17 protein-coding genes are annotated in these 19,906 nt (G+C 71.3%); 12 read left to right on the forward strand and 5 right to left on the reverse strand.

Annotation, left to right across the window (positions count from 1 at the left end; translation table 11 throughout):
- The first annotated feature begins 255 nt into the window (after positions 1 to 255).
- The gene (locus ACRX5W_RS19095; RefSeq protein ID WP_436789402.1) at positions 256 to 1,644 is read left to right on the forward strand and encodes a hypothetical protein; all 1,389 of its coding nucleotides are present in this window, start codon (positions 256 to 258) and stop codon (positions 1,642 to 1,644) included.
- Between the two features lie 196 nt (positions 1,645 to 1,840).
- Positions 1,841 to 2,782 carry a glutamate ABC transporter substrate-binding protein gene (locus ACRX5W_RS19100; protein ID WP_436789403.1) on the forward strand — a complete coding sequence of 314 codons (942 nt, stop codon included), beginning with the start codon at positions 1,841 to 1,843 and terminating at the stop codon, positions 2,780 to 2,782.
- Positions 2,783 to 3,504: 722 nt separating this feature from the next.
- Here the strand turns inward: ACRX5W_RS19100 and ACRX5W_RS19105 are convergent.
- The gene (locus ACRX5W_RS19105) at positions 3,505 to 3,651 is read right to left on the reverse strand and encodes a hypothetical protein (RefSeq protein ID WP_436789404.1); all 147 of its coding nucleotides are present in this window, start codon (positions 3,649 to 3,651) and stop codon (positions 3,505 to 3,507) included.
- On the opposite strand from ACRX5W_RS19105, the gene fusA reads away from it, so the two are divergent.
- Together fusA and ACRX5W_RS19115 are read left to right on the forward strand one after the other, a co-directional pair.
- Entirely contained in the window at positions 3,650 to 5,722 is a 2,073-nt protein-coding gene (gene fusA / locus ACRX5W_RS19110; protein ID WP_436789405.1) for an elongation factor G, read from the forward strand. The two genes, ACRX5W_RS19105 and fusA, sit on opposite strands and share 2 nt — an antisense overlap.
- A gap of 104 nt (positions 5,723 to 5,826) precedes the next feature.
- Complete coding sequence (locus ACRX5W_RS19115; RefSeq protein WP_436789406.1) at positions 5,827 to 6,363, forward strand: GNAT family N-acetyltransferase; 537 nt, start codon at positions 5,827 to 5,829, stop codon at positions 6,361 to 6,363.
- A gap of 33 nt (positions 6,364 to 6,396) precedes the next feature.
- Here ACRX5W_RS19115 and ACRX5W_RS19120 read toward each other — a convergent pair whose 3' ends face one another.
- Positions 6,397 to 8,046 (reverse strand): CHAD domain-containing protein, encoded by a 1,650-nt coding sequence (locus ACRX5W_RS19120; RefSeq protein ID WP_436789407.1) that lies wholly within the window; start codon positions 8,044 to 8,046, stop codon positions 6,397 to 6,399.
- A gap of 137 nt (positions 8,047 to 8,183) precedes the next feature.
- Between ACRX5W_RS19120 and ACRX5W_RS19125 the strand changes: the two genes are divergently transcribed.
- The 3 genes from ACRX5W_RS19125 to ACRX5W_RS19135 are packed head-to-tail and all read left to right on the forward strand — an operon-like array spanning position 8,184 to position 9,325.
- Positions 8,184 to 8,645, forward strand: coding sequence for a hypothetical protein (locus ACRX5W_RS19125; protein WP_436789408.1), 462 nt, complete (start codon positions 8,184 to 8,186; stop codon positions 8,643 to 8,645).
- Between the two features lie 23 nt (positions 8,646 to 8,668).
- Complete coding sequence (locus ACRX5W_RS19130) at positions 8,669 to 8,989, forward strand: hypothetical protein (protein ID WP_436789409.1); 321 nt, start codon at positions 8,669 to 8,671, stop codon at positions 8,987 to 8,989.
- A 9-nt stretch (positions 8,990 to 8,998) separates the two neighbouring features.
- The gene (locus ACRX5W_RS19135) at positions 8,999 to 9,325 is read left to right on the forward strand and encodes a DUF4288 domain-containing protein (RefSeq protein ID WP_436789410.1); all 327 of its coding nucleotides are present in this window, start codon (positions 8,999 to 9,001) and stop codon (positions 9,323 to 9,325) included.
- Positions 9,326 to 9,628: 303 nt separating this feature from the next.
- On the opposite strand, the gene ACRX5W_RS19140 is transcribed toward ACRX5W_RS19135, so the two are convergent.
- Both ACRX5W_RS19140 and ACRX5W_RS19145 read right to left on the reverse strand, forming a co-directional pair.
- Complete coding sequence (locus ACRX5W_RS19140) at positions 9,629 to 9,949, reverse strand: GNAT family N-acetyltransferase (protein ID WP_436789411.1); 321 nt, start codon at positions 9,947 to 9,949, stop codon at positions 9,629 to 9,631.
- A 135-nt stretch (positions 9,950 to 10,084) separates the two neighbouring features.
- Positions 10,085 to 10,564 carry a hypothetical protein gene (locus ACRX5W_RS19145; RefSeq protein WP_436789412.1) on the reverse strand — a complete coding sequence of 160 codons (480 nt, stop codon included), beginning with the start codon at positions 10,562 to 10,564 and terminating at the stop codon, positions 10,085 to 10,087.
- A 275-nt stretch (positions 10,565 to 10,839) separates the two neighbouring features.
- Between ACRX5W_RS19145 and ACRX5W_RS19150 the strand changes: the two genes are divergently transcribed.
- The 4 genes from ACRX5W_RS19150 to ACRX5W_RS19165 all read left to right on the forward strand — a co-directional run bounded on the left by ACRX5W_RS19150 (position 10,840) and on the right by ACRX5W_RS19165 (position 16,723).
- The gene (locus ACRX5W_RS19150) at positions 10,840 to 11,793 is read left to right on the forward strand and encodes a GlxA family transcriptional regulator (RefSeq protein WP_436789413.1); all 954 of its coding nucleotides are present in this window, start codon (positions 10,840 to 10,842) and stop codon (positions 11,791 to 11,793) included.
- Positions 11,794 to 12,203: 410 nt separating this feature from the next.
- Positions 12,204 to 14,645 carry a PEP/pyruvate-binding domain-containing protein gene (locus ACRX5W_RS19155; RefSeq protein WP_436789414.1) on the forward strand — a complete coding sequence of 814 codons (2,442 nt, stop codon included), beginning with the start codon at positions 12,204 to 12,206 and terminating at the stop codon, positions 14,643 to 14,645.
- On the forward strand, positions 14,639 to 15,613 hold the full coding sequence (locus tag ACRX5W_RS19160; protein WP_436789415.1) for a hypothetical protein: 975 nt from the start codon (positions 14,639 to 14,641) through the stop codon (positions 15,611 to 15,613). The genes ACRX5W_RS19155 and ACRX5W_RS19160 overlap by 7 nt, the downstream gene beginning before the upstream one ends.
- 351 nt (positions 15,614 to 15,964) lie before the next feature.
- Positions 15,965 to 16,723 carry a protein-tyrosine phosphatase family protein gene (locus ACRX5W_RS19165; RefSeq protein ID WP_436789416.1) on the forward strand — a complete coding sequence of 253 codons (759 nt, stop codon included), beginning with the start codon at positions 15,965 to 15,967 and terminating at the stop codon, positions 16,721 to 16,723.
- A gap of 90 nt (positions 16,724 to 16,813) precedes the next feature.
- Here the strand turns inward: ACRX5W_RS19165 and ACRX5W_RS19170 are convergent, their stop codons facing one another.
- A complete protein-coding gene (locus tag ACRX5W_RS19170; RefSeq protein WP_436789417.1) occupies positions 16,814 to 18,151 on the reverse strand; it encodes a hypothetical protein in 1,338 nt (445 codons plus the stop codon).
- 189 nt (positions 18,152 to 18,340) lie between these two features.
- Between ACRX5W_RS19170 and ACRX5W_RS19175 the strand changes: the two genes are divergently transcribed.
- Positions 18,341 to 19,894, forward strand: a complete 1,554-nt coding sequence (locus ACRX5W_RS19175) for an alkaline phosphatase D family protein (RefSeq protein WP_436789418.1) — start codon at positions 18,341 to 18,343, stop codon at positions 19,892 to 19,894.
- Positions 19,895 to 19,906: the final 12 nt, after the last annotated feature.

Genomic DNA, 19,906 nt, shown 5'->3' on the forward strand with positions numbered 1-19,906 from the left:
GGGGAGGTGCCGACCGGGTGGGAACAGCCGCGGCTCGCTCTCGGAGGGCGATGCGAACGCGGTCGACCGGGCCACGCCCCGCCCGTTCCCGCAGCCGCGACAAGGGGCGGTCAGGCTGAGGGATCTCCATGACAACGCGCTGATCGGCACCCGACATACTGCTCTGCGTCGAGAGTGACGGGCGACCGTGCAATCTCGGGGATCCACGGACGACCGGCACCCGAGCCGCGTCCTCTACGGGCTGGGGGTGGATACGTGGCGACCACGGTGACGCGTACGCCGACGGCCGAGACGGCACCGGACACGCCGTCGCCGGCCTCGGTCTCGCCGCCCGAAGTGCCCCTGGGCCGAATACAGCGGCTGCGCCGCGGAATGGCGAAGACGCCCGGCCGCCTGCGCGGCGCGGTCGTCCTCCTGTGCGTCCTTGTCCTCGCCTTCGGTGTGACCGCGGCGTGGCAGGCGAACACCCGGGCGCAGGCCGCCGATCGGCTGGTGTCGGACAGCGGGCCGCTGAGCCAGGACGCCGCCGAGATCTACCGGTCGCTCGCCGACGCCGACACCACCGCGGCCGGGGGATTCCTCCTCGCCGCGAACGAACCCGCCGCCGTGCGCGAGCGTTACGAGCAGGACCTTGCCACCGCGGGGGAGCTGCTCACCCGGGCTGCGGCCCGCGCCGCCGCGTCGTCGGAAACCCAGCGCTCCATTGCCGCACTCACCCGGCAACTCCCGGTCTACGCCGGGCTGGTGGAGACCGCGCGCGCCAACAACCGGCAAGGCCTGCCGCTCGGCGGCGCCTACTTGCGCTACGCGTCGGACCTGATGCAGAACACCATGCTTCCGGACGCCCAGCGCCTGGTGGACTCCGAAGCGCAGCGCCTGGCAGCCGACTTCGACGACGCCGAGGCGTACCCCTGGGCGGCGACGGGCCTCGCGGTCGTCGCCCTCGGCGCGTTGGTCTGGTGTCAGACAATGCTGTTCCGGCGTACGCACCGGATCTTCAATCTCGGTCTGGTCGGTGCCACCGCGGCGATCCTCGCGGCCGGGCTGTGGCTCGTGGTCGGCTTCGGCGGGGCCGCGTCGTTGCTGGCCGACAGCCGCACGCGCGGCGCCGAACCGCTGCGGGCGCTCAACCAGGCGCGGTTCGACGCGTTGGAGGCGCACGCCGCGGAGAACCTGAACCTCGTGGCGCGTGGTGCGAGCAGCGCGTACACCAAGCGTTGGGACGCGGAGGACACATCGCTGGCCGGACCGCCCGGGCGGCCGACCGAAGGGGCGCTCGCAGTGGCCCAGGAAAAGGCCCCCGAGTCCGCCGACGGCCCCCTGGCCGAGGCCCGCAGGCAGTTCGAGGCATGGCGCATACTGCACGGGAAGGCCGAGGCGGCGGAGAGCGCGGGCGACTACGGCACCGCACTCGCACTGACGATCAATCCGACCCCGGGCGGTGAAACCACCGACGCCGCCTATGCGGAAATGGACGCTCTGTTGTCCGAGGCGGCGGTGATCGAGCAGCGGGAATTCGGGTCCGCCGCCCGCGGCATCGACGGTGACCTTCGCATGCTCGCCCTCGCGGCGCTGGTCCTGACGGTGCCGGCCCTGTACGGCGTGGTGCGTGGCATCGGGCCCCGACTGGCCGAGTACCGATGAGCGGGCGCGGGTGGTGCCGCATGCCGCACGCGGCCATGGGCACCGGCGGGGCACCCGGCTGGGCGACCGCCCGCATGCCCGATGCGGGGTGCGATTCGGCGATGGGCGCGGCAACCGGAGCGGGGCCGGGCACGAAACCCGGTGCGATTCGGAGTGAGGGAATGTTCGACGGGACGACTGTGGGAGGGGCTGCGTGATGCTGCGTTCGACCGGGGCACGGCTCGCCACAGGCGTCCTCGTGCTCGCCACCGTGCTTGTCGGCACCGGGAGTTCTCCCGCCGTGGACGCCCCGTCGCGTCCCGCCGCCGCACCCCCCGTGCCCGCTGCGGACAGCGAGGACACCGTCGACGACTCGTGTGACACCCGGACCAGCCTGCCGCCCCGGACGGACCCGAACGGCGAGACGATCAAACGGATCCGCGCAGCCGGCACCCTCGTGGTCGGCATCGACCAGAACAGCTACAACTGGGGCTACCGCGACCCGTTGACCGGCCGCATACAGGGTTTCGACATCGACCTGGCCCGGGCCATCGCCGCGTCGATCCTCGGCGACCCGAACAAGATCACCCTCAAGGCGGTGCCCACCGCGCGGCGCATCGAGGCGGTCAGGAACCGCGAGGTCGACATGATAGTGCGCACCATGACGATCACGTGTGAGCGGTTGAGGGAAGTCGCCTTCTCCACCCCCTACTTCAACGTCAGCCAGTCGCTTGTCGTGCCGGTCTCCACTCAGGTCGCCACGGTGGCGGAAGGAGTGGCGAACAAGCGGGTGTGCGCCGCGGACAACTCCTCCTCGGAGACGGAGCTCACGAGCGGGCAGCACCGACTCGCCGAGCTGCGCATCGTCGAGAACCAGCTCGACTGCCTCGTGCTCATGCAGCTCGGGCAGATCGACGCGACACTCGCCGACACCGTCCTGGCGTACGCCCAGGTCGCCCAGGACCCGATGGTCAAGATCGCCGGAGAGCGGATCGTGCCGGCCGCGATGGGCGTGGCGATGAACAAGCAGAGCCCCGACCTGGTGGCGTGGGTGAACAAGGTGATCGCGGACTACCGGTCAGGCGGGGGCTGGGAGTCCGCCTACCGGACATGGCTCGCCTCGTCGATGGGGGCCGACTCCTCGCCCTACCGTCCATGAGCCGTTCCGCCGATGAGGTCGGTCAACTTTCGTCTGCCCAAGCCGAGTTGCCAGGCAGCTTGGTCATCGATCACCGAAAAAACACGTGACGCACACCCGGCTGGTGATCTACGGTGGGGCCCATGGACGCCACACGCATGCGTGACACAGGCGGGCGCCGCGTCAGCGGCGGCCGGCCGGGCTGCGTGCGTCCGACGGCCAAGAGGGAGCCTTGGAAGGGTCGTTGGCCTGATCGAGCCGGGTCGCCGCGCGGCTGAATCGCGCCGTGGCATTCCGCCCTGCGCCGACCCGAAGGCCGTGAGGCCGAGACGAACGCCGTCGACCCACCGCCGCTCGTGACGTCGGTGTCGCCATGCTTGCGCACGCGATGCCGTACGGACGATGCCGCGGCCGGTCCCCTCGGCAAACCAGCGAAGTGAACGCACGCCCCGGGTGATTCCCTGGGGGCGTGCGGTCGCGTGCCGGTGCGTGGGGCCGGCGCGCGTGCGAAGGCGGCGGTCGCCCTGGCCAACGCTGTGACCCGGCCGTTCCAGCCCTGCCATGTGTCTCGGAACGCGGCCGTGCCGGGCTCCGACACGCGCACGCACCCGACACCCGGGCCGTTGCCGCGGCCCTGCTGCCCATGCCCGCATGCTCCTGTGCCGCAGTGCCGCAGTGCCGTAATGCCGCAGCCCCAGTGCCCTAATGCCGCAACGCCGCAACGCCGCAATGCCGCAATGCCGTCAATCCGACTTGCCACCCGACACCGCCATGCCGCAACTGCCGTCCGACACCCGGTGGTTCGGGCGGCGAATCCTGACCAGAAAGCGAATTGTCGTGACGATCAACAGCACGCGCAACGCCGCCACCGTCCGCAACATCGGGATCATGGCGCACATCGACGCCGGCAAGACCACCACAACCGAGCGGATCCTGTTCTACACCGGCGCCTCGTACAAGATCGGCGAGGTGCACGACGGCAACGCCACGACGGACTGGATGATCCAGGAGCGCGAGCGCGGCATCACGATCACTTCTGCCGCGATCACGTGCCGATGGGCCGTCGACGGTGTCGACCACGGCGTCACCATCATCGATACGCCCGGCCACGTCGATTTCACCGTCGAAGTCGAACGCTGTCTCCGGGTCCTCGACGGCGCGGTCGCGGTGTTCGACGCGGTCGCGGGCGTCGAGCCGCAGTCGGAGACGGTGTGGCGGCAGGCCGACCGCTATCGCGTGCCGAGGATCTGCTTCGTCAACAAACTCGACCGCGCGGGAGCGGACTTTTTCCGCTGCGTCGAGATGATCCGTACGAGGCTGGGCGCCACACCGCTGGTCGTCCAAATCCCGATCGGTGCCGAGGCCGAGTTCGCCGGCGTCGTCGACCTGATCGGCATGCGGGCGCTCGTGTGGTCCGCGGACGCGAAGCCGGGAGAGGCGTACGACATCGTCGCGATCCCCGAACCGCTGCGCGACACGGCCACCCGTCTGCGGGCCACGCTGATCGAGACCGTCGCCGAGCACGACGACGCGTTCCTTGAGACCTACCTCGCGGGCGAACACCCCAGCGAGGCGGACCTGCACGCGGCGATTCGCCGCGTCACCGTAGCCTCCGGCACCGGCGACGGACCGACCCTGACTCCCGTGCTGTGTGGAACAGCCTTCAAGAACAAAGGAGTTCAACCGCTGCTCGACGCGATCGTGCGTTACCTGCCGTCGCCCGTCGACATCGACGCCGTCGAAGGGCGCACCGTCGACGGCACGAATGTCCCGACCCTGCGCGGTCCGTCCGACGACGAGCCTTTCTCGGCACTGGCGTTCAAGATCGCCGTACAGGAACACCTCGGCAAGCTTACGTTCGTGCGCGTCTACTCCGGCCGCCTCTCGGCAGGCGACCAGATCCGCAACACGGTCCAGGACCGCCGCGAACGCGTCACCCGTATCTACCGCATGCACGCCGACAAGCGAGAGGAGGTCGCGATGGCCGTCGCCGGCGACATTGTCGCGGTGCAGGGCCTGCGGCACACAGTCACGGGAGAGACCCTCTGCGACCCCGCCCATCCGCTTGTGCTGGCCGCGATGGAGTTCCCGACACCCGTCATCGAGGTGGCGATCGAACCCGTCACCAAAGCCGACCAGGACAAACTGGCCACGGCGATCGGACGGTTGGCCGTGGAGGACCCGTCGTTCCACGTCGCGACCGACCGTGAGACCGGGCAGACCGTGATCTCCGGCATGGGCGAACTGCACCTGGAGGTGCTGGTCGACCGCATGCGCCGGGAGTTCGGCGTGGCCGCGTCGGTCGGCCGTCCGCGCGTGGCGTACCGCGAGACACTGCGCACTCCGGTGGCCCGGCACGATCACACCTACCGCAAGCAGAACGGCGGCAAGGGCCAGTACGCCAAGGTCCAGATCGCCCTGGAACCCCTGGAAGGAGAGCACTACGAGTTCGTCAACAAGGTCACCGGCGGGCGGATTCCGCGTGAGTTCATCCCGGCCGTCGACGAGGGCTGCCAGTCGGCGATGGACCAAGGGGTGCTTTTTGGACACCCGCTCACCGGCGTACGCGTCACGCTGCTCGACGGCGACCACCACGAAGTCGACTCCTCCGAGACGGCGTTCGCGATCGCCGGAGCAGCGGCGTTCCGCGAGGCCGCACGGCTGGCGTCCCCCGCGCTGCTGGAACCGGTGATGGCGGTCGAGGTCACCACTCCGGAGGAGCACATGGGCGACGTCATCGGCGACCTGAACTCCCGGCGCGGCCAAGTACGGGCGGTCACCGACCGTTCCGGCGCGAAGGTCGTGTCCGCCCGAGTGCCGCTCGCGGAGATGTTCGGTTACGTGGGTGACCTCCGCAGCCGGACCTCGGGGCGGGCGAGCTTCGTGATGCGCTTCGACGCGTATGCCCCCGTCCCGCGCAACATCGTCGACCGGCTCCTGGGCGGCGTGACCACCGGCTGAGCCGGAGGGGGAGAACAGAGGATTCCGCGTGGGTGCCTGACGGCCCGTCAGGCACCCCCGCGGATCCGCCGCGCCGTTGCGATTCATGAGCGGGAGGCCGAACGATGATCACCTGGCGACGACTGACCGAGCGTGACTTTCCCTTGCTGAGCACGTGGCTCGCGCAACCCCACGTTGCGCGGTGGTGGAACCACGAGACGACGGCCGAGGCTGTCGCGCGTGACTTCGGTGCGGCGGCGCGGGGAGAGGAACCGTCCGAGGATCTGCTCGTGCATCTCGACGGGACGCCCGTCGGGCTGGTGCAACGCTGCCGCATCGACGACTATCCGGAGTACCACGACGAGTTGGCCCCGGTCATCGACCTGCCGGCGGGGACGGTGAGCATCGACTACCTGATCGGTGACCCCGAACGCATCGGCCGGGGGCTGGGAACCCGCATGATCCGGGCGGTCGTTGCCGCCACCTGGACGGACCACCCCGACGCTCCGGCGGTCATCGTGCCGGTGCACGCCGACAACGCCGCGTCGTGGCGCGCGCTGGAGAAGGCGGGGTTGCGGCGCATCGCGGAAGCGGACATCGAACCCGACAACCCCGTCGACGACCGCCGGCACTTCGTTTACCGCGTCGACCGGCCCCGGTGACTGGTCGCGGGACGCGTAGGGTGGCCGGGGCGGTCAGCAAATCCTCGCCTTGCGGGGGGACTTCAGGCGCTTCCACGCCTTCGGCAGCTCGGCCGCGGAACGAGCTGCCGCGCGTTGCTCCGCAGCGAAGATCATGCCGTACGCGAACGTGTCCGTACCGACGCGGTGTTCCTCGGCGGCCTTGCGCGCCACGGCCGCTCGCGCCACGACGGCATCCTGGTGTTCGCCCAGCACACGCTGTACGCGCTGAGTGCGCTTGACGAACCGGCGGGCCGGCCGCCCGGCGACCGGCAGCGCGGTCTCCGCCGCATAGCGGAGCCGCTTGGCGGCCTTGCGTGCCTCGTGCAGGGCGCGGTCGCGTTCCGTCCCGGGCGCGGCCGACTTCGCGGTGCGCACGCGGGCGGCGAGGCGGCGGTGGTCCCGTTCGACGGCACGTCGCAATTCCTTTGCGGCGTCCCGGTCCGCGCGCGGCCGCAGCGGCGGGTCGGCCACCATCGCCTCCAGGTTCTCCAGGAGCCGGTAGTAGCGCCGGGAGTCCAGGTGCCGAACGGCGTGCGCACGGGTGCGGGAGTACGCGTCCGCCTCGCCGGCGCGGATGCGTTCACCGGCCTTGGCGAGTGCCGCCGAGACGTCCGTGAGGTCGCCCAGGTCGTCGGCCGCGGCGAGTTCGTCGGCGCGTGCCTTGAAGCGCGCCGCCAGAACCTCGTGGTCGCGGGCATCGCCCAACACGCTGCCCAGCCACTTGAGTTCCGCGCCCATCGGGTCGGTGACCCGGCGGTCGAACAGTTTCCGGTACGAGCGAAGCAGGCTGCGCAACCGCCGTGTCGCCACCCGCATGTCGTGTACCGCCTCGTCCTCGTCCAGGCGCACGCCGGGGTCGTTGGCGACGAGTGCCGCGACCTGTTCCGCGAGCCGCGCCTGAACCACCGCGCCCGCGCTGCCGGGGCGCGGCGCGCGGCGGCGCTTCCGTTCCAGGGCGTCGCCGAATACGTGCGCGGTTTTGGACGGGCTCGCCGAGCGCTGCCATCCGCCACGGGTGAGCTGCGCCTCGACGGCGTCCAGCAACGCCGTTTCGGCGCCTTCGAGTTCGACTTCCAGTTCGGACCAGGACACGGTGCGTCCCAGCGTGGTTCGCGGTGTTCCGCCGCCGTTTCGGCCGCCTCGGACGGGGTGCCCCGGGACCTGCCGCCCCCCGCGATCGGCCTTGCCGCGCCCACGGGTTCGACGCCCGCCCGGCCCCTCCAGGACCTCCGCCGACACGTGGTCGTGTGCCACCTCGGCCACCGCCGTGCCCTGCGCGTCGACCAAGTGCTCGCGTTCGCGCCGGGTACGCATGTGCAGCACCGGGACGATCGGCTTCCCGCGCGCCAAGGCCTTGACCCGGACCAGGAGTTCGTCGGGAATCACGTCGCCGCCGGTTGCCGAAACCCGGAGTTCCTCCCGCCGGTCGCCTCCCGCAGGACGTTTGAGATGCCATCCGGCGTCATGCCCGCCCGTGCGGTGCCGCAGCGTGGCTCCGTGCGTCAGCAGCCGCAGGTCCGTGGTGTCGAAGTACACGGCGTCCAGTTCCTCGTCGGCGGCCGGAACCACACCGGCGACCCCGGGCAGCGCACCGGGATCCAGCCGCGTGTCCGGGGCCCCGCCTTCGTACTTGCGTTCCGTTTCGATGTGTGTGGCAGCCATACCACATGGCTGCCCGCCCACCGGCGCGCCATGCGCCGACAGCGTCCTTCGGCGCGAACCGGGAATCACGAAGTGTGACCATTCTGCTACTGTTTGTGCGCGATCGGTGCAAGACCGCGTACAGAAAGGCAATCCGCATGCGGCATGTCCTCCGGGCCGGCGTCCTCGTCCTCACCACCGCGCTCGCGGCGCTCACCGCGACCACCGGGGCGGCCACCGCCGACTCCGCGGGCCCGTCGCGCGGGGTCCAGGCCAGGGCCGAGTGCCGCAACGACGGCACGTCGTTCAGCGACAAGCTCCTCCCTGGACACTGCCTGAGCAACGGGGGCTACCGGTTCGAAATGCAGTACGACGGGAACCTCGTGCTCTACTCGGGCTCGCGCGCGTGCTGGGCCAGCGGCACCGACGGCACGGACGGCGTGTACGCGGAGTACTCCGGCGACTGGCAGATCGACTCGCCGTTCATGACGCTCGAATCGCCCTTCGGCGAGTTGCGCAAGTGGCGCGGCAAGTACACCGGCCTGCACAAGACCGGCAACGTGAGCCTCAACAGCAAGGGCGAAGTGTGGATCGCCTACGGCAAGTTCGTGCACTGCTGAACCGCGCACAGAGAGACTTTCCGATGCCGCGACTCCTCACCCGAAGCCTCCTCGCCGCCGCGCTGGTGGCCGGTGCCCTGACCGGCGCCCCAGCCGTCGCCCACGCCGCCGCGCCGACACACTACGAGACGCAGACCGCAGTCTCGGTCCGCGGCGCCTGCGACGCGGGTGACAACCTCGGCGAGATCGCCAACAACTTCATCTCGCGCTGCCGCAAGGCGTCGATCCGCCAGGTGTTCCCGGGCGAGCACTACGGGGACACCCTCGGCGAGATCCGGAACTGCCGCACCAAGTCGTGCAAGACCGCGTGGAAGCTCTTGAACGAAGGCCGGTTCAAGAAGTAACCCGGAGCCATGCGTCACTACATCGCGGTCATCCTGGCCGAAGCCACCTCACCCGCCCCCGGGTTCGCCCCGCTCTATCAGGAGAGCTTCGTGCTGCTCACCGCCGGCTCGGCGCGGGAGGCCCGCGCGAAGGCGCGGCGGCACGGGCTCGCGGTGGAGACGACGTACGAGAACGAGGCGGGCGAGCCGGTCACCTGGTCGCTCAAGCAGGTGGTGGACGTCGCCGAGGTCCTGGACGCGGACCTCGGCGACGGTGCCGACTTGTATGCCCGGCACTTCCGCGACTACGCCGCGTACCGGTCGTTCGAACCGCTGCTGTCGGGGGAGGAGCTGTGAACCACAGGCCTACTCGCTGGTGAACGTGAGCGTGTCGAAGGTGATCGTGCGCTTTCTCGTCGCAGCCGCCTGCTCACTCGCCGCTGCGNGAACCGCTGCTGTCGGGGGAGGAGCTGTGAACCACAGGCCTACTCGCTGGTGAACGTGAGCGTGTCGAAGGTGATCGTGCGCTTTCTCGTCGCAGCCGCCTGCTCACTCGCCGCTGCGGCGGCCGCCCTGCCCATGCCGGGCCCCGGCCGGCCGCTGACCGCGAAGCCGTGAGGCTTGCCCTCTACGCGCGGCGCGGGCGGCGTGGCGAGGGGGTCAGAGCTCGAACTTCACCCGAAGGTTCTCCGGCACCAGGTTCGTGTACTCGGGGTGCTTGCGGATCCAGCCCCGGATGAACGGGCAGTACGGCAGCACCGCGAGCCCGCGTTCCCGTGCCGCGTCCAGGGCCGCTTGCGCGAGGATGCCGCCGAGACCCTGGCCACCGAACTTCGGGTCGATCTCGGTGTGGATGAACGCGATCTCCCCGTCCGCCTCGCTCAGGAAGTACTCGGCGAAGCCGGCGAGTTCGGTGCCCTGGTCGCCCGAGGTCACCTCGAAGCGCGACTTGGCGGGGTTGTCGGCAACATGCGCGGCCATCGGGTCTCCCAATATGTCGATGATCGATTATCGGGGTGAAGAGTACTCGGTGTCCCGATCATCACGTTTATGGGCAAAGCCCCGGTGTTCACATGCGGGTGACGCCGCGTCAAGTCCAGTGTTCCGCCGGTGCGTTCAGGCGCCGGTCGTGGAACCCGGGCGCACGACCATGAGGACGGTCACGGTCACCCAGAGCAGGTTGAACACCCCCGTCAGCATCGCGAGACGTACCGTCGCCTCGCGGCCCGGCAGCGGCGCCGCGTCGGTCTTGGGTGCGTACAGGCACGCCACGACAGCCGACTGGCCGGGCACGATCAAGCCCCCCAGCACCACCACGGCCAGCGCGGTCAGCATCATCGAAACGGTCAGCCACGTGCTGCTCAACACGCCCATACTGGCTCCGGTGGCGATCCCCAGGATCGGCACTGCGGTCCCCACCCAGGCGTACGCGACGCAAATGCGGTGCAACTGGCGGACCGTCGAGGCCGCGCCGGGGTCGTCCGGGTCGGCGAGCGCGCGGCGGGCCTCCTGCGGAAAGCGGCTCGCCGCGACCGTGACCGGACCGACCGCGACGATCGCGGCGAGGACGTGCAGGATCAAAAGAAATTTGCTCACGGGAGGCCGTTTTCTCGCGGTGGGGCGGGAAGCATTCCCGAGGCTAGGCAACGCTCCGCGGCGCCCGGGAGTGGCGAGAGTGACAGCTTTCAACGGATTCTCGCCAAGACCTCGTCGTCGACGCCTACCCGGTGCGGAGCAGGTACGAAGTCGCTGCGGTGCGCTTTGGGACAGCGGGGCGCACGGTGTTGTCACAGGTGGTCGCGGTTGGCCTGATTCCGGCACCTTTGGCATTTGCGCCCGCACGCGGTATGCCGCGCTTTATGCTCTGGCCCATGCACACCGTGGCCGTCCTCGTGTTGGATCAGGTGGTTCCCTTCGACATGTCGGCGCCGATCTGGGCCTTTGAACGCGCCCGCCTGCCCGACGGCCGCTCGGCGTACCGCGTGGTGGTCTGCGGCCCCACCCCCGAGGTGGACGCCGGCACCTTCGTGATGCGCGTGCCGCACGGCCTCGACGCACTCGCCGACGCCGACACGATCATCATCCCGGGCACCGCCCGCTCCGAAGACGACGTCCCACCCGAGGTGTTGGACGCACTGCGGGCCGCCGCCGCGCGCGGCACGCGCATCGCGTCGATATGCATAGGGGCGTTCGTGTTCGCCGCCACCGGGTTGCTGAACGGCCTGCGCGCCACGACGCATTGGATCACCGCCGGCGAACTCGCCGAGCGCTACCCGGAGATCGAGGTCGACCCCGACGTTCTGTACGTCGACAACGGGCAGTTCCTCACCTCCGCGGGCGCGGCGGCCGGGCTCGACCTGTGCCTTCACATGATCCGCCGCGACCACGGCTCCGCGGTCGCCGCCGACGCCGCCCGGCTCTCCGTCGTACCGCTGGAACGCGAAGGCGGCCAAGCGCAGTTCATCGTGCACGCGAGGCCGCCGGTGCCCTCCGGCGCGTCCATGGAGCCGTTGCTCGACTGGATGCGCGACAACTGCGGGCGCGAACTGACCCTCGCCGAAATCGCCGCCCGCGCCGGCACAAGCACCCGCACGCTCAACCGCCGCTTCCGCGAGCAGACCGGCACCACACCGCTCACGTGGCTGCACCGCACCCGCGTCCACCGCGCGCAGTACCTCCTGGAAACGACCACGCACTCCGTCGACCGCATCGCCCTCCAGTCAGGCTTCGGCTCACCCACCGCGTTCCGCGACCGCTTCAAGCGCGTGGTCGGCATCAGCCCACACGCCTACCGGCGCTCGTTCCGCGGGTCCACGACGGGCTGAGGGGGAGGGGACAGTGGCCGCCCGGTGAGCCGGTGAACCGGCGGCCAGGTGAAACGTCGCCGCCTGAGCGGATCGGGCGGCGTGGGCACGTGATCGCGTCCACCCGCTGCGGCCGGCGCAGGAGCACGTGCCAGGTCTCGGCGACCGGTCAGGCGGGGCGATGCAGTGTCCCCCCCGACGGCGAACGATGTGCCCGGTGAGGCTGACGTGGCCGCAGTGACCCGTCGGGACTGCCCTGGTCGCCGATGGTTGTCGCGAGCACGAACACGAGTGATGCTGGGATTCTGGCCGCGGGTTGTCGGACACGCGTCCGGTCCGCCCTTCGCCGGGAGGCGGCGCCGTCTCCCGCGCCGCTTGTGCGCACCGGGCTCCCGAGCCGTGGTCGGTGTACTGCGGAAGGGAGTCGCGACATGCGGGCCGACGCAGTTGAGCCTGCCTCCCGGGTGGTGCCCCTGCACACCGAGCGGGCCCGCGACCCCTCCCTGACCGGGGCCAAGGCCGCCAACCTCGCCCGGGCCGCCGCCGCAGGGCTGCCTGTTCTGCCCGGCTTCGCCCTCGTTCCCAACGGCCGCGCCGACAACGGCGCCGACGACCCGGCCGTGCGCCGCGCCTGGCGGGAACTGGCCGGCGGTGTGGAGAAGCCGCTGGCCGTGCGGTCGTCGTCGCGTCACGAGGACACCGCGACCTCGTCGATGGCGGGGCGGTTCCGTACGGTCCTCGACGTGCGCGGCTGGGACGCCTTCACCGACGCAGTGCAGGCGGTTCTGGAATCGGCGGCGGTGGACACCGGCATGGACACCGCCATGGACACCGGCACCGGCGTCGCCGCGACCGAGTCCGTGCACCCGGTCTCACCGCCGGCCCGCGACGCACCGGCAAGCCCTTACCGGGCGACGCCCCCGCCCGGCCCACCATCGCCCAACGGCTCGTCGCCCCAGACGCATTCGGCGTACTCCCCGGAGCCACGAACGCCCGCTCCCGGCATGGACGTTGCCGCCGCCGACAGCATGGCCGTCCTCGTCCAACCCATGTTGCGTCCGGCCGTGGGCGGCGTCATGTTCGGTGCCGACCCGGTGACCGGCCGCCAAGACCGAATCGTCGTGAGTGCGGTTCGCGGCGGCCCGGCCGCCCTGGTCGACGGGACGACGCAGGGTGAGCGCTACCACGTCTCGCGCGCGGGGCACCTCCTCGACGCCGACGCCGTCGCACCGCAGGAAGCACCGGTCCTGACCGAAGCCGACCTGCGGCGCCTCGCCGCGCTCGCGCGGCGCGCGCAGAAGCTGTTCGGCGGCCCTCAGGACATCGAATTCGCGTTCGACACCGATGACCGCCTCTGGCTGCTCCAATCCCGGCCGATCACCGCGATGGCGCCACAGCCCTCCAGGCATGCGCGTCTTCTGGGGCCCGGACCGGTCGCCGAGACCTTCCCGGACGTACTCCAGCCGCTGGAGGAAGACCTTTGGGTTGCGCCCATGGCCCACGGGCTCACCGTCGCCCTCGACACGTCGGGGTCCGCATCCCGCCGCATGCTGCGCGCCGTGCCCCCGGCGGTGACCGTCGACGGCCGAGTTGCCGCCGACCTTCGGCTGCTCGGAGCCGTACCGCCCACCCATCGCTTCCTGCGGCTGCTCAACCCGATTCCGGCCGCACGACAGGTCGGCGCGGCCTGGCGGATCGGTCGACTGCGGGCCACGCTGCCGTCGCTGGCACTCGACCTGATGGCCGACATCGACCGGCAGCTCGCCGACTATCCGGCGCCCGACGCGATGTCCGGCGGCGAGGTGCTGGCCGCGGCGGGATGGGGGCGACGCGCGCTGTCCGCGCTGCACGCGCAGGAGTCGCTGGCCGGGGCGCTGCTGGGAACCGAGAACGACGCGACCATCGCGGGCGAGGCTCTTGCCGCCCTGACCGAGGGCCGGGCCGCGGGCGACGACGACGTGACCCTCCTCGCGACCCGACCGGTGTTGCTCGCCCTGTTCCCACCGTCACTGACGCAGCCCGCGAGGCTACCGGAGCACACCTCGTGGACCGGCGTGCCGCGCGGAGTCGCCGCGCTGCCCGTACGCGAGGCCCTGCGTCTGCGCATCCGCTGGGTCCAGGAGATGCAGGCCGCGATGGTCCGGGCGTACGCCGCGCGTCTCACGGCGGCCGGGCTGCCCGCCGACATCGACCGCGTCCGCCTGCTGCGCTGGCACGAACTGCTGGCCGTTGCCGACGGCGCCCCCCTGCCGGACGACCTGCCGCACCGCCGGCCACGCCCCGACCGGCCTGAACTCCCCGCCCGGTTCCGCCTCGCCGACGGAGTGCCGGTCGCCGAACCACCGCCGCGCCGCCGTCGTCGACGCGTCGGCGGGGCCGCGCACCCTGGCGGGGGACAGGGCGCCGGCGGTGGCACCGGAACGGGAACCGTATGGGACGGACACGGCGCCCGGCCCGACCACGCCGTTCTCGTCGTCCGAGTCCTCGACCCCGGTCTCGCGCCGGTGCTTCCCGGTCTGGCCGGGCTCGTCGCCGAAACCGGCAGCCCGCTGTCCCATCTGGCGGTGCTGGCGCGCGAACAGCGCGTACCCACCGCGACCGCCGTGCCCGACGCCGTGACGCGCTTCCCGGTCGGAACCCGCGTCACCGTGGACGGAGGCACCGGCGAGGTCGAGGCCCACCCGGACGGCACAGACGACGGCTTGCCCGCACCCCCTCGCGCGGACGAAGGCGGGCCTTCCGCGGCACCGGGAACCACGCCTTTGCACGAGGCGGACACACGGAACGTGCCGCGCGCCGACGTTTCGTGGCGGAGCGACCGCGCCGAGCGGGCCGTCCCGGACGACGCCTCCAAGGGAGGTTCGCCGTGCTGAAGTACGTCAGCTATCTCCTGGGCGGCGTCTCGGCCGCCGCGACCGCGCTCTACCTCTTCGTCTACCTCTACCGGTGGCAGTGGAACAGGGCCCTCATCTGCGGTGTGCTGCTGATCGCCATCGAAGTGCTGCTGCTCGGCGCGATCATCCTCACCCGCCTCAACCGCCTCGAACGCACGATCGCCGCGGACGACGGCCGCAGCGAGGACGTCCGGCGCCGCCTGCGGCAGTCCCGCGACCATGCGTACGAGGAATCCCCGCACGCGTTCCGCCGGATCGACGCCGCGCACCTGGGCGACCAAGGCGCGCGGCACGTCTTCATCCCCGTGTTGCTCGGCCTCGGCGTCGTGTTGTCGGCGCTCAGTTGGATCGTGCAGCGCGCGGCCCGCCTCACCGTGGGCCCGACGTCCGACAAGCGACTCTCCCGGCGCCTCGCCCCGCTCGGCGCTCCCGCGGTCTCGACCGGGCCCGGCTCCGGCGCGCGCTCCGGCCCACACACCGCGTCGCAACTGGGGCCGCAATTGGAGGACGAGCCTCCCGTCCCGGCGCCACGCCCGGTCCGCACCTTCGCGATCGGCGCGGCCGTGGTCGCCTTGATCGTGGGCGCCGCAGCCTCGATCGACGCGCTCGGCGACGCGACCCAGACACGCCGGGAAGGGATCCCCGACTCGGCCGCCACAACGCTGGTCATGCGTGTCGAGACGAAGTGGGCATCCGGCGACGCCGCGAATGAGAACGCGGCCATCAGCCTGTGGGAGAAATGCCGCCACGGCGTGACCGCCGCGCCCCTCGACAACGCCGACATGAGCCGTCTGAGCACGGACGTGTTCGCGATCGTCGTCAGGCCCGCGCTGACCGACAACGACCTGGCCAGGCTGCGCGGCTGCCTGGCCGACGCGAACACCGGCGGAGTCCAGGCCGACATCATCGGGGAGGGCCAGGCCTCCGCGCCTCCGTGGCTTCCGTGAGACCGGTGCCCGGACGCGGCGCCCGCGCCGTCCGCCGGCAGACCGGAATCGCGATGTTCCGGACATGTGTGATGAGTCACATCATCTTCCGGCGGCGCGCTCCCGAGTCCACTCCGTGCGAATCCTTACGCTTGCCCCGTCCGTGCAGGTCACGGAGCCGCGTCGCGACAAGCGCCGCGCCTTTGTGTGACCCAAGTCACGCATTTTCTCGCCACCTGGATCCCAAAAAGGCATTTTCATGCCTGAAATCCAAAATGTCCTGTTTGTAATCCTTCCTCCATTCGGGCTAGCCTGCTGGGACCCGATCGTCGTGTTTCGCGCGGCGGTATGTCTGCCCCCTGGTGATTTCTTTTGCAGCCGCTCGAAACATCCCCGACTGCCCCGCGCATCCCCGCCCAGACCCCCAGAACAACCGACGCGCCCGACCTCCGGCCCCAGCGTGATTCCCGCGGCCGCAAGGTCCTGCGGCGTGGTCTCAAGGTGCTGGTGATCGCCGCGCTGGCGTACGGCGTCATCTGGTTGTTCGCCTTCCTCGGCATGCTCGGCGCCCACGCGTGGGCCTCGTCGCACACCACCGGCGGCTCGGGACGCAGCGTCGCCGGCATGAACCACGTCAAGCAGGTGGACGAGCGACTTTGGCGCGGCTCCGCACCCGGCACGGACGGGTACCGCGCGCTGGCCGCGATGGGCGTGCGCACCGTCGTCGACCTGCGCGCCGAGGACATGTCGGCCGCCGACCTGGCTCGCCCCTCGCAGGCGGGGCTCGACCTGGTCCGCATCCCCATCCGCGACGGCCAGACCCCGACCGATGCGCAGGTCGAGAAGTTCATGGAGGCCGTCCGGAACTCCGACGGGCCGGTGTACGTCCACTGCGGCGCGGGCGTCGGCCGCACCGGCTCCGTCACTGCCGCGTACATGGTCCGGACCGGCGAGGCGAGTGCCACCGAGGCGGCGCGGCAGACCCTTGCGGTCGGACCGCCGTCCGTCGAGCAGGTCTACTACGTGTTGCACGCCGACAAGGACTCCAACGAGCAGCCGCCGCTGGTGATCCAGATCATCAGCCGCATCCTGGACGCTCCGCGCCGGATCAAGTCGACGATGGACATCTGACCCGGCGCACATGCAACACACAGGGAACGCGCGGGGGAAACAGCGAAGGGCCGGTCATCATGACCGGCCCTTTCGTGTGTGCTCCGGGGCTCAGAACCCGCCGCCGGCGTCGCCCCAACCGCCCCCGTCGCCGAAGCCTCCACCGTCGAAGCCGCCGCCTCCGCCCCAGTCCCCGCCGCCGGAGGCGTCGCCGCCCCACGACGGGTCGCCGTACGCGTAGGGCGCCATCGCGGCGTGCCCCAAGGTCGTGCCGATCAGCAGACCCGGCAGCAGCATGCCGCCGTACCAGCCCATCGCCCACGGCGCGTAGGCCGGCCCCGCATCCCAGTACGGCCGTCGGCCCAGCGGTGTGTCGACCTCACGTGACACCGGTTCGAGGCCGTCCTCCAGCCGCGCCGCGTCGGCGGCACATACCGGCACCGTGCGCCGGGCGCCGTCCGGCGGCGCCCACTCCATGTCGCGCACCGAGAGGCCGTGCCGCGGGTCGAAGAAGCAGGGGGGCCGACGCTCGGGCAGTTTCGCGCCGCGGCGCCGCGCGTCCAGGGTCGCGAGGGCGAACCGCCCCTCGTCGAGCGCTTCGCTGACCTCCTGGACGTCCTCGGGGTGGCGCGCGGAACGCATCGCGGCCTTGGCCCGGTCGTAGGAGTCGAGCGCCGCGGACCAGTCGGCGCGCATTGCGTCGTCGGCGTCGCGCGCGCCCGGGTCGAACGCGGTCCGATCGAGTGCCTCGCCGTAGGCCGTGATGTCCTCGTCCACGGTCGGCCGCACCTGCTCCAGGGCCGCGCGGTCATCGGCCGCACGGCGCCGCCGGGACTGCAGCCGGTACATCATCGCGCCGCCGAACACCACGACGGCCAGCGCCGCGACCACCACAGGCCCGGCCCAGGCGCCGCGGCCGGGCTCGTTCTGCCCGGTCGAGGACCCGCCCGAGCCGGTTCCGGCGGCGTCGACGGCGCCGTTCACGAACTGGGTGAACAACCCCGGCCCGTTGCCCTGGTTGTCCGCGAGGCTGTCGCTCTTCAGCGTCGCGAGTCGGGACGGCGACATCACGGACGCGTCCGCGGCGGCGTCGAAGGAACGGCCTACGGCCACGGCGTACACGCCCGGCACGCCCACCTGGTCCCGCAGCGCGGACAGCACCGCGGAACGGGAACCGGCACCGGCGAGCGGCGAGTCCGCCGGCACCGCGACCACGAACACCGGTTTGCCCGAGTCACGGATCGTCGTCCGCAGCGCGTCGGCTGTGGCCGGCGGCAGGACATCCGAGGCGCCCGGTTCGGTGTACACCGGGTCACTTCGCAGGTGCGCCGCGATGTCGCTGATGCCTGCCGCGCGTGCGGAACCCGGGATGAAGGGCAGGGCCAGCAGGGCCAGCAGGAGCACCGCGAGCGCGCGCAAGGCCAAAGGAGGAATCAGTGCTTTCCTCACGTTTTCAGGCTACGCCTGCGAGGCGGCAGGCCAAGTCGGAAGCCCGACCCAGGGCACCGGACCGACACCCGTTCCCGCGGCCCGCAGTCGAGGTGGCAGCCCGTAACGGGGTGACATGACCGTTTGCATTGGGGACGCCGTCGGCCGCCGTTCGCCGGGGCGTCGCCGGGCGCGACTACACACATCGGCATGACCTCCCTCGGCAGAAGAAACTTCCTGCGCGCCGGCACCGCGGCCGGCGCCGGTCTCGCGCTCACCCCCGTCGTCGGCGGCAGCGCCTCCGCGGCGTCGGGCGACGCGCCCGGCTTGCTCGTCTCCGGGCGCCCCGAACTCACCCACGGCGTGCAGAGCGGCGACGCGACCGCCTCCTCGGCCATCGTCTGGGGCCGTGCGGACCGTCCCGGACGCCTGGTCGTCGAGTACGGCACGCGCCCCGACCTGCGCGATGCCAAGAGCGTCCGCGGGCCGCTGCTCACCCCCGACACCGACCTGACCGGCCGAGTCCGCCTGCGCGGCCTTCCGTCGGGGCGCCGCATTCACTACCGCGTGCGCATCGAAGGCGAACGCGGTGCCGCAGGCCAGGCGCTGACCGGGTCGCTGGTCACTGCCCCGGACGCGCACACGCGCGCCGACGTGCGGCTGCTGTGGTCGGGCGACACTGTGGGCCAGGGCTGGGGCATCAACCCGGACATCGGCGGCATGACGATTTTCGAGCACATGCGGCGCCTGAGCCCCGACGTGTTCCTCAACAGCGGGGACACCGTCTACTCCGACGGGCCGCTGGCGCCGAGCGTGACGCTCCCCGACGGCCGGGTCTGGCGCAATCTGACGACGCCGGAGAAGTCGAAGGTCGCCGAGACGCTCGCCGAGTACCGGGGACAGTTCGCGTACAACCTGCTGGACCGCAACTACCGGGCGTTCGCCGCCGAGGTCGCGCAGATCAACCAGTGGGACGACCACGAGGTGACCAACAACTGGTACCCGGGCGAGATCCTGGAGGACGCGCGGTACACCGAGAAGAACGTCGACGTCCTCGCCGCCCGCGCCGGCCAGGCCTTCCGCGAGTGGCTGCCCATCGGCGACGACCGAATTCACCGCAAGCTGTCGTACGGCCGCCACCTCGACGTCTTCGTGCTCGACATGCGCACGTACAAGGACCGCAACGACGACAACCGGTACGCCGACCCCCGCCGCGGCCTGCTCGGCGACCGTCAGCGCCGCTGGCTGATCGAGGGCCTGACGCACAGCCGCGCCACGTGGAAGGTGATCGCCGCCGACCTCCCGCTGGGCCTGATCGTGCCCGACGGGTCGGCGGCGCAGGAGGGCGTCGCGCAGGGCGACAACGGCGCTCCGCTCGGACGCGAGATCGAATTCGCCGAGGTGCTGCAAACCGCGCAGCGTCGCGGTGTTCACGGCATCGTCTTCCTGACCGCGGACGTGCACTACACCGCCGCGCACCACTACGACCCGTCGCGCGCGGCCTTCAAGAACTTCGACCCCTTCTGGGAGTTCGTGTCCGGGCCGCTCAACGCGGGGGCGTTCGGACCGAACACCCTCGACGGGACCTTCGGTCCGCGCGCCGAGTTCGTGCACGCCCCGCCGCGTGCCAACACCTCACCGCTCGAAGGCTTCCAGCACTTCGGTGAGGTGGAGATCGACGGGCCGAGCGGCGAGATGACCGTGCGCCTGCGGGACGGCGCGTCGGCCGTGCTGTGGAGTACGACGCTGCGGCCGGGCCGCTGACCACCGGGTCCC

Source organism: Yinghuangia sp. YIM S10712 (assembly GCF_051388935.1).
Classification (GTDB): domain Bacteria; phylum Actinomycetota; class Actinomycetes; order Streptomycetales; family Streptomycetaceae; genus Yinghuangia.

Coding starts and splice junctions, on each gene's coding strand:
- ACRX5W_RS19100 (WP_436789403.1), top strand. CDS start 1,841: ATGCTGCGTTCGACCGGGGCACGGCTCGCCACAGGCGTCCTCGTGCTC.
- fusA (WP_436789405.1), top strand. CDS start 3,650: ATGGCGCACATCGACGCCGGCAAGACCACCACAACCGAGCGGATCCTG.
- ACRX5W_RS19105 (WP_436789404.1), bottom strand. CDS start 3,651: ATGATCCCGATGTTGCGGACGGTGGCGGCGTTGCGCGTGCTGTTGATC.
- ACRX5W_RS19115 (WP_436789406.1), top strand. CDS start 5,827: ATGATCACCTGGCGACGACTGACCGAGCGTGACTTTCCCTTGCTGAGC.
- ACRX5W_RS19120 (WP_436789407.1), bottom strand. CDS start 8,046: ATGGCTGCCACACACATCGAAACGGAACGCAAGTACGAAGGCGGGGCC.
- ACRX5W_RS19125 (WP_436789408.1), top strand. CDS start 8,184: ATGCGGCATGTCCTCCGGGCCGGCGTCCTCGTCCTCACCACCGCGCTC.
- ACRX5W_RS19130 (WP_436789409.1), top strand. CDS start 8,669: ATGCCGCGACTCCTCACCCGAAGCCTCCTCGCCGCCGCGCTGGTGGCC.
- ACRX5W_RS19135 (WP_436789410.1), top strand. CDS start 8,999: ATGCGTCACTACATCGCGGTCATCCTGGCCGAAGCCACCTCACCCGCC.
- ACRX5W_RS19140 (WP_436789411.1), bottom strand. CDS start 9,949: ATGGCCGCGCATGTTGCCGACAACCCCGCCAAGTCGCGCTTCGAGGTG.
- ACRX5W_RS19150 (WP_436789413.1), top strand. CDS start 10,840: ATGCACACCGTGGCCGTCCTCGTGTTGGATCAGGTGGTTCCCTTCGAC.
- ACRX5W_RS19155 (WP_436789414.1), top strand. CDS start 12,204: ATGCGGGCCGACGCAGTTGAGCCTGCCTCCCGGGTGGTGCCCCTGCAC.
- ACRX5W_RS19175 (WP_436789418.1), top strand. CDS start 18,341: ATGACCTCCCTCGGCAGAAGAAACTTCCTGCGCGCCGGCACCGCGGCC.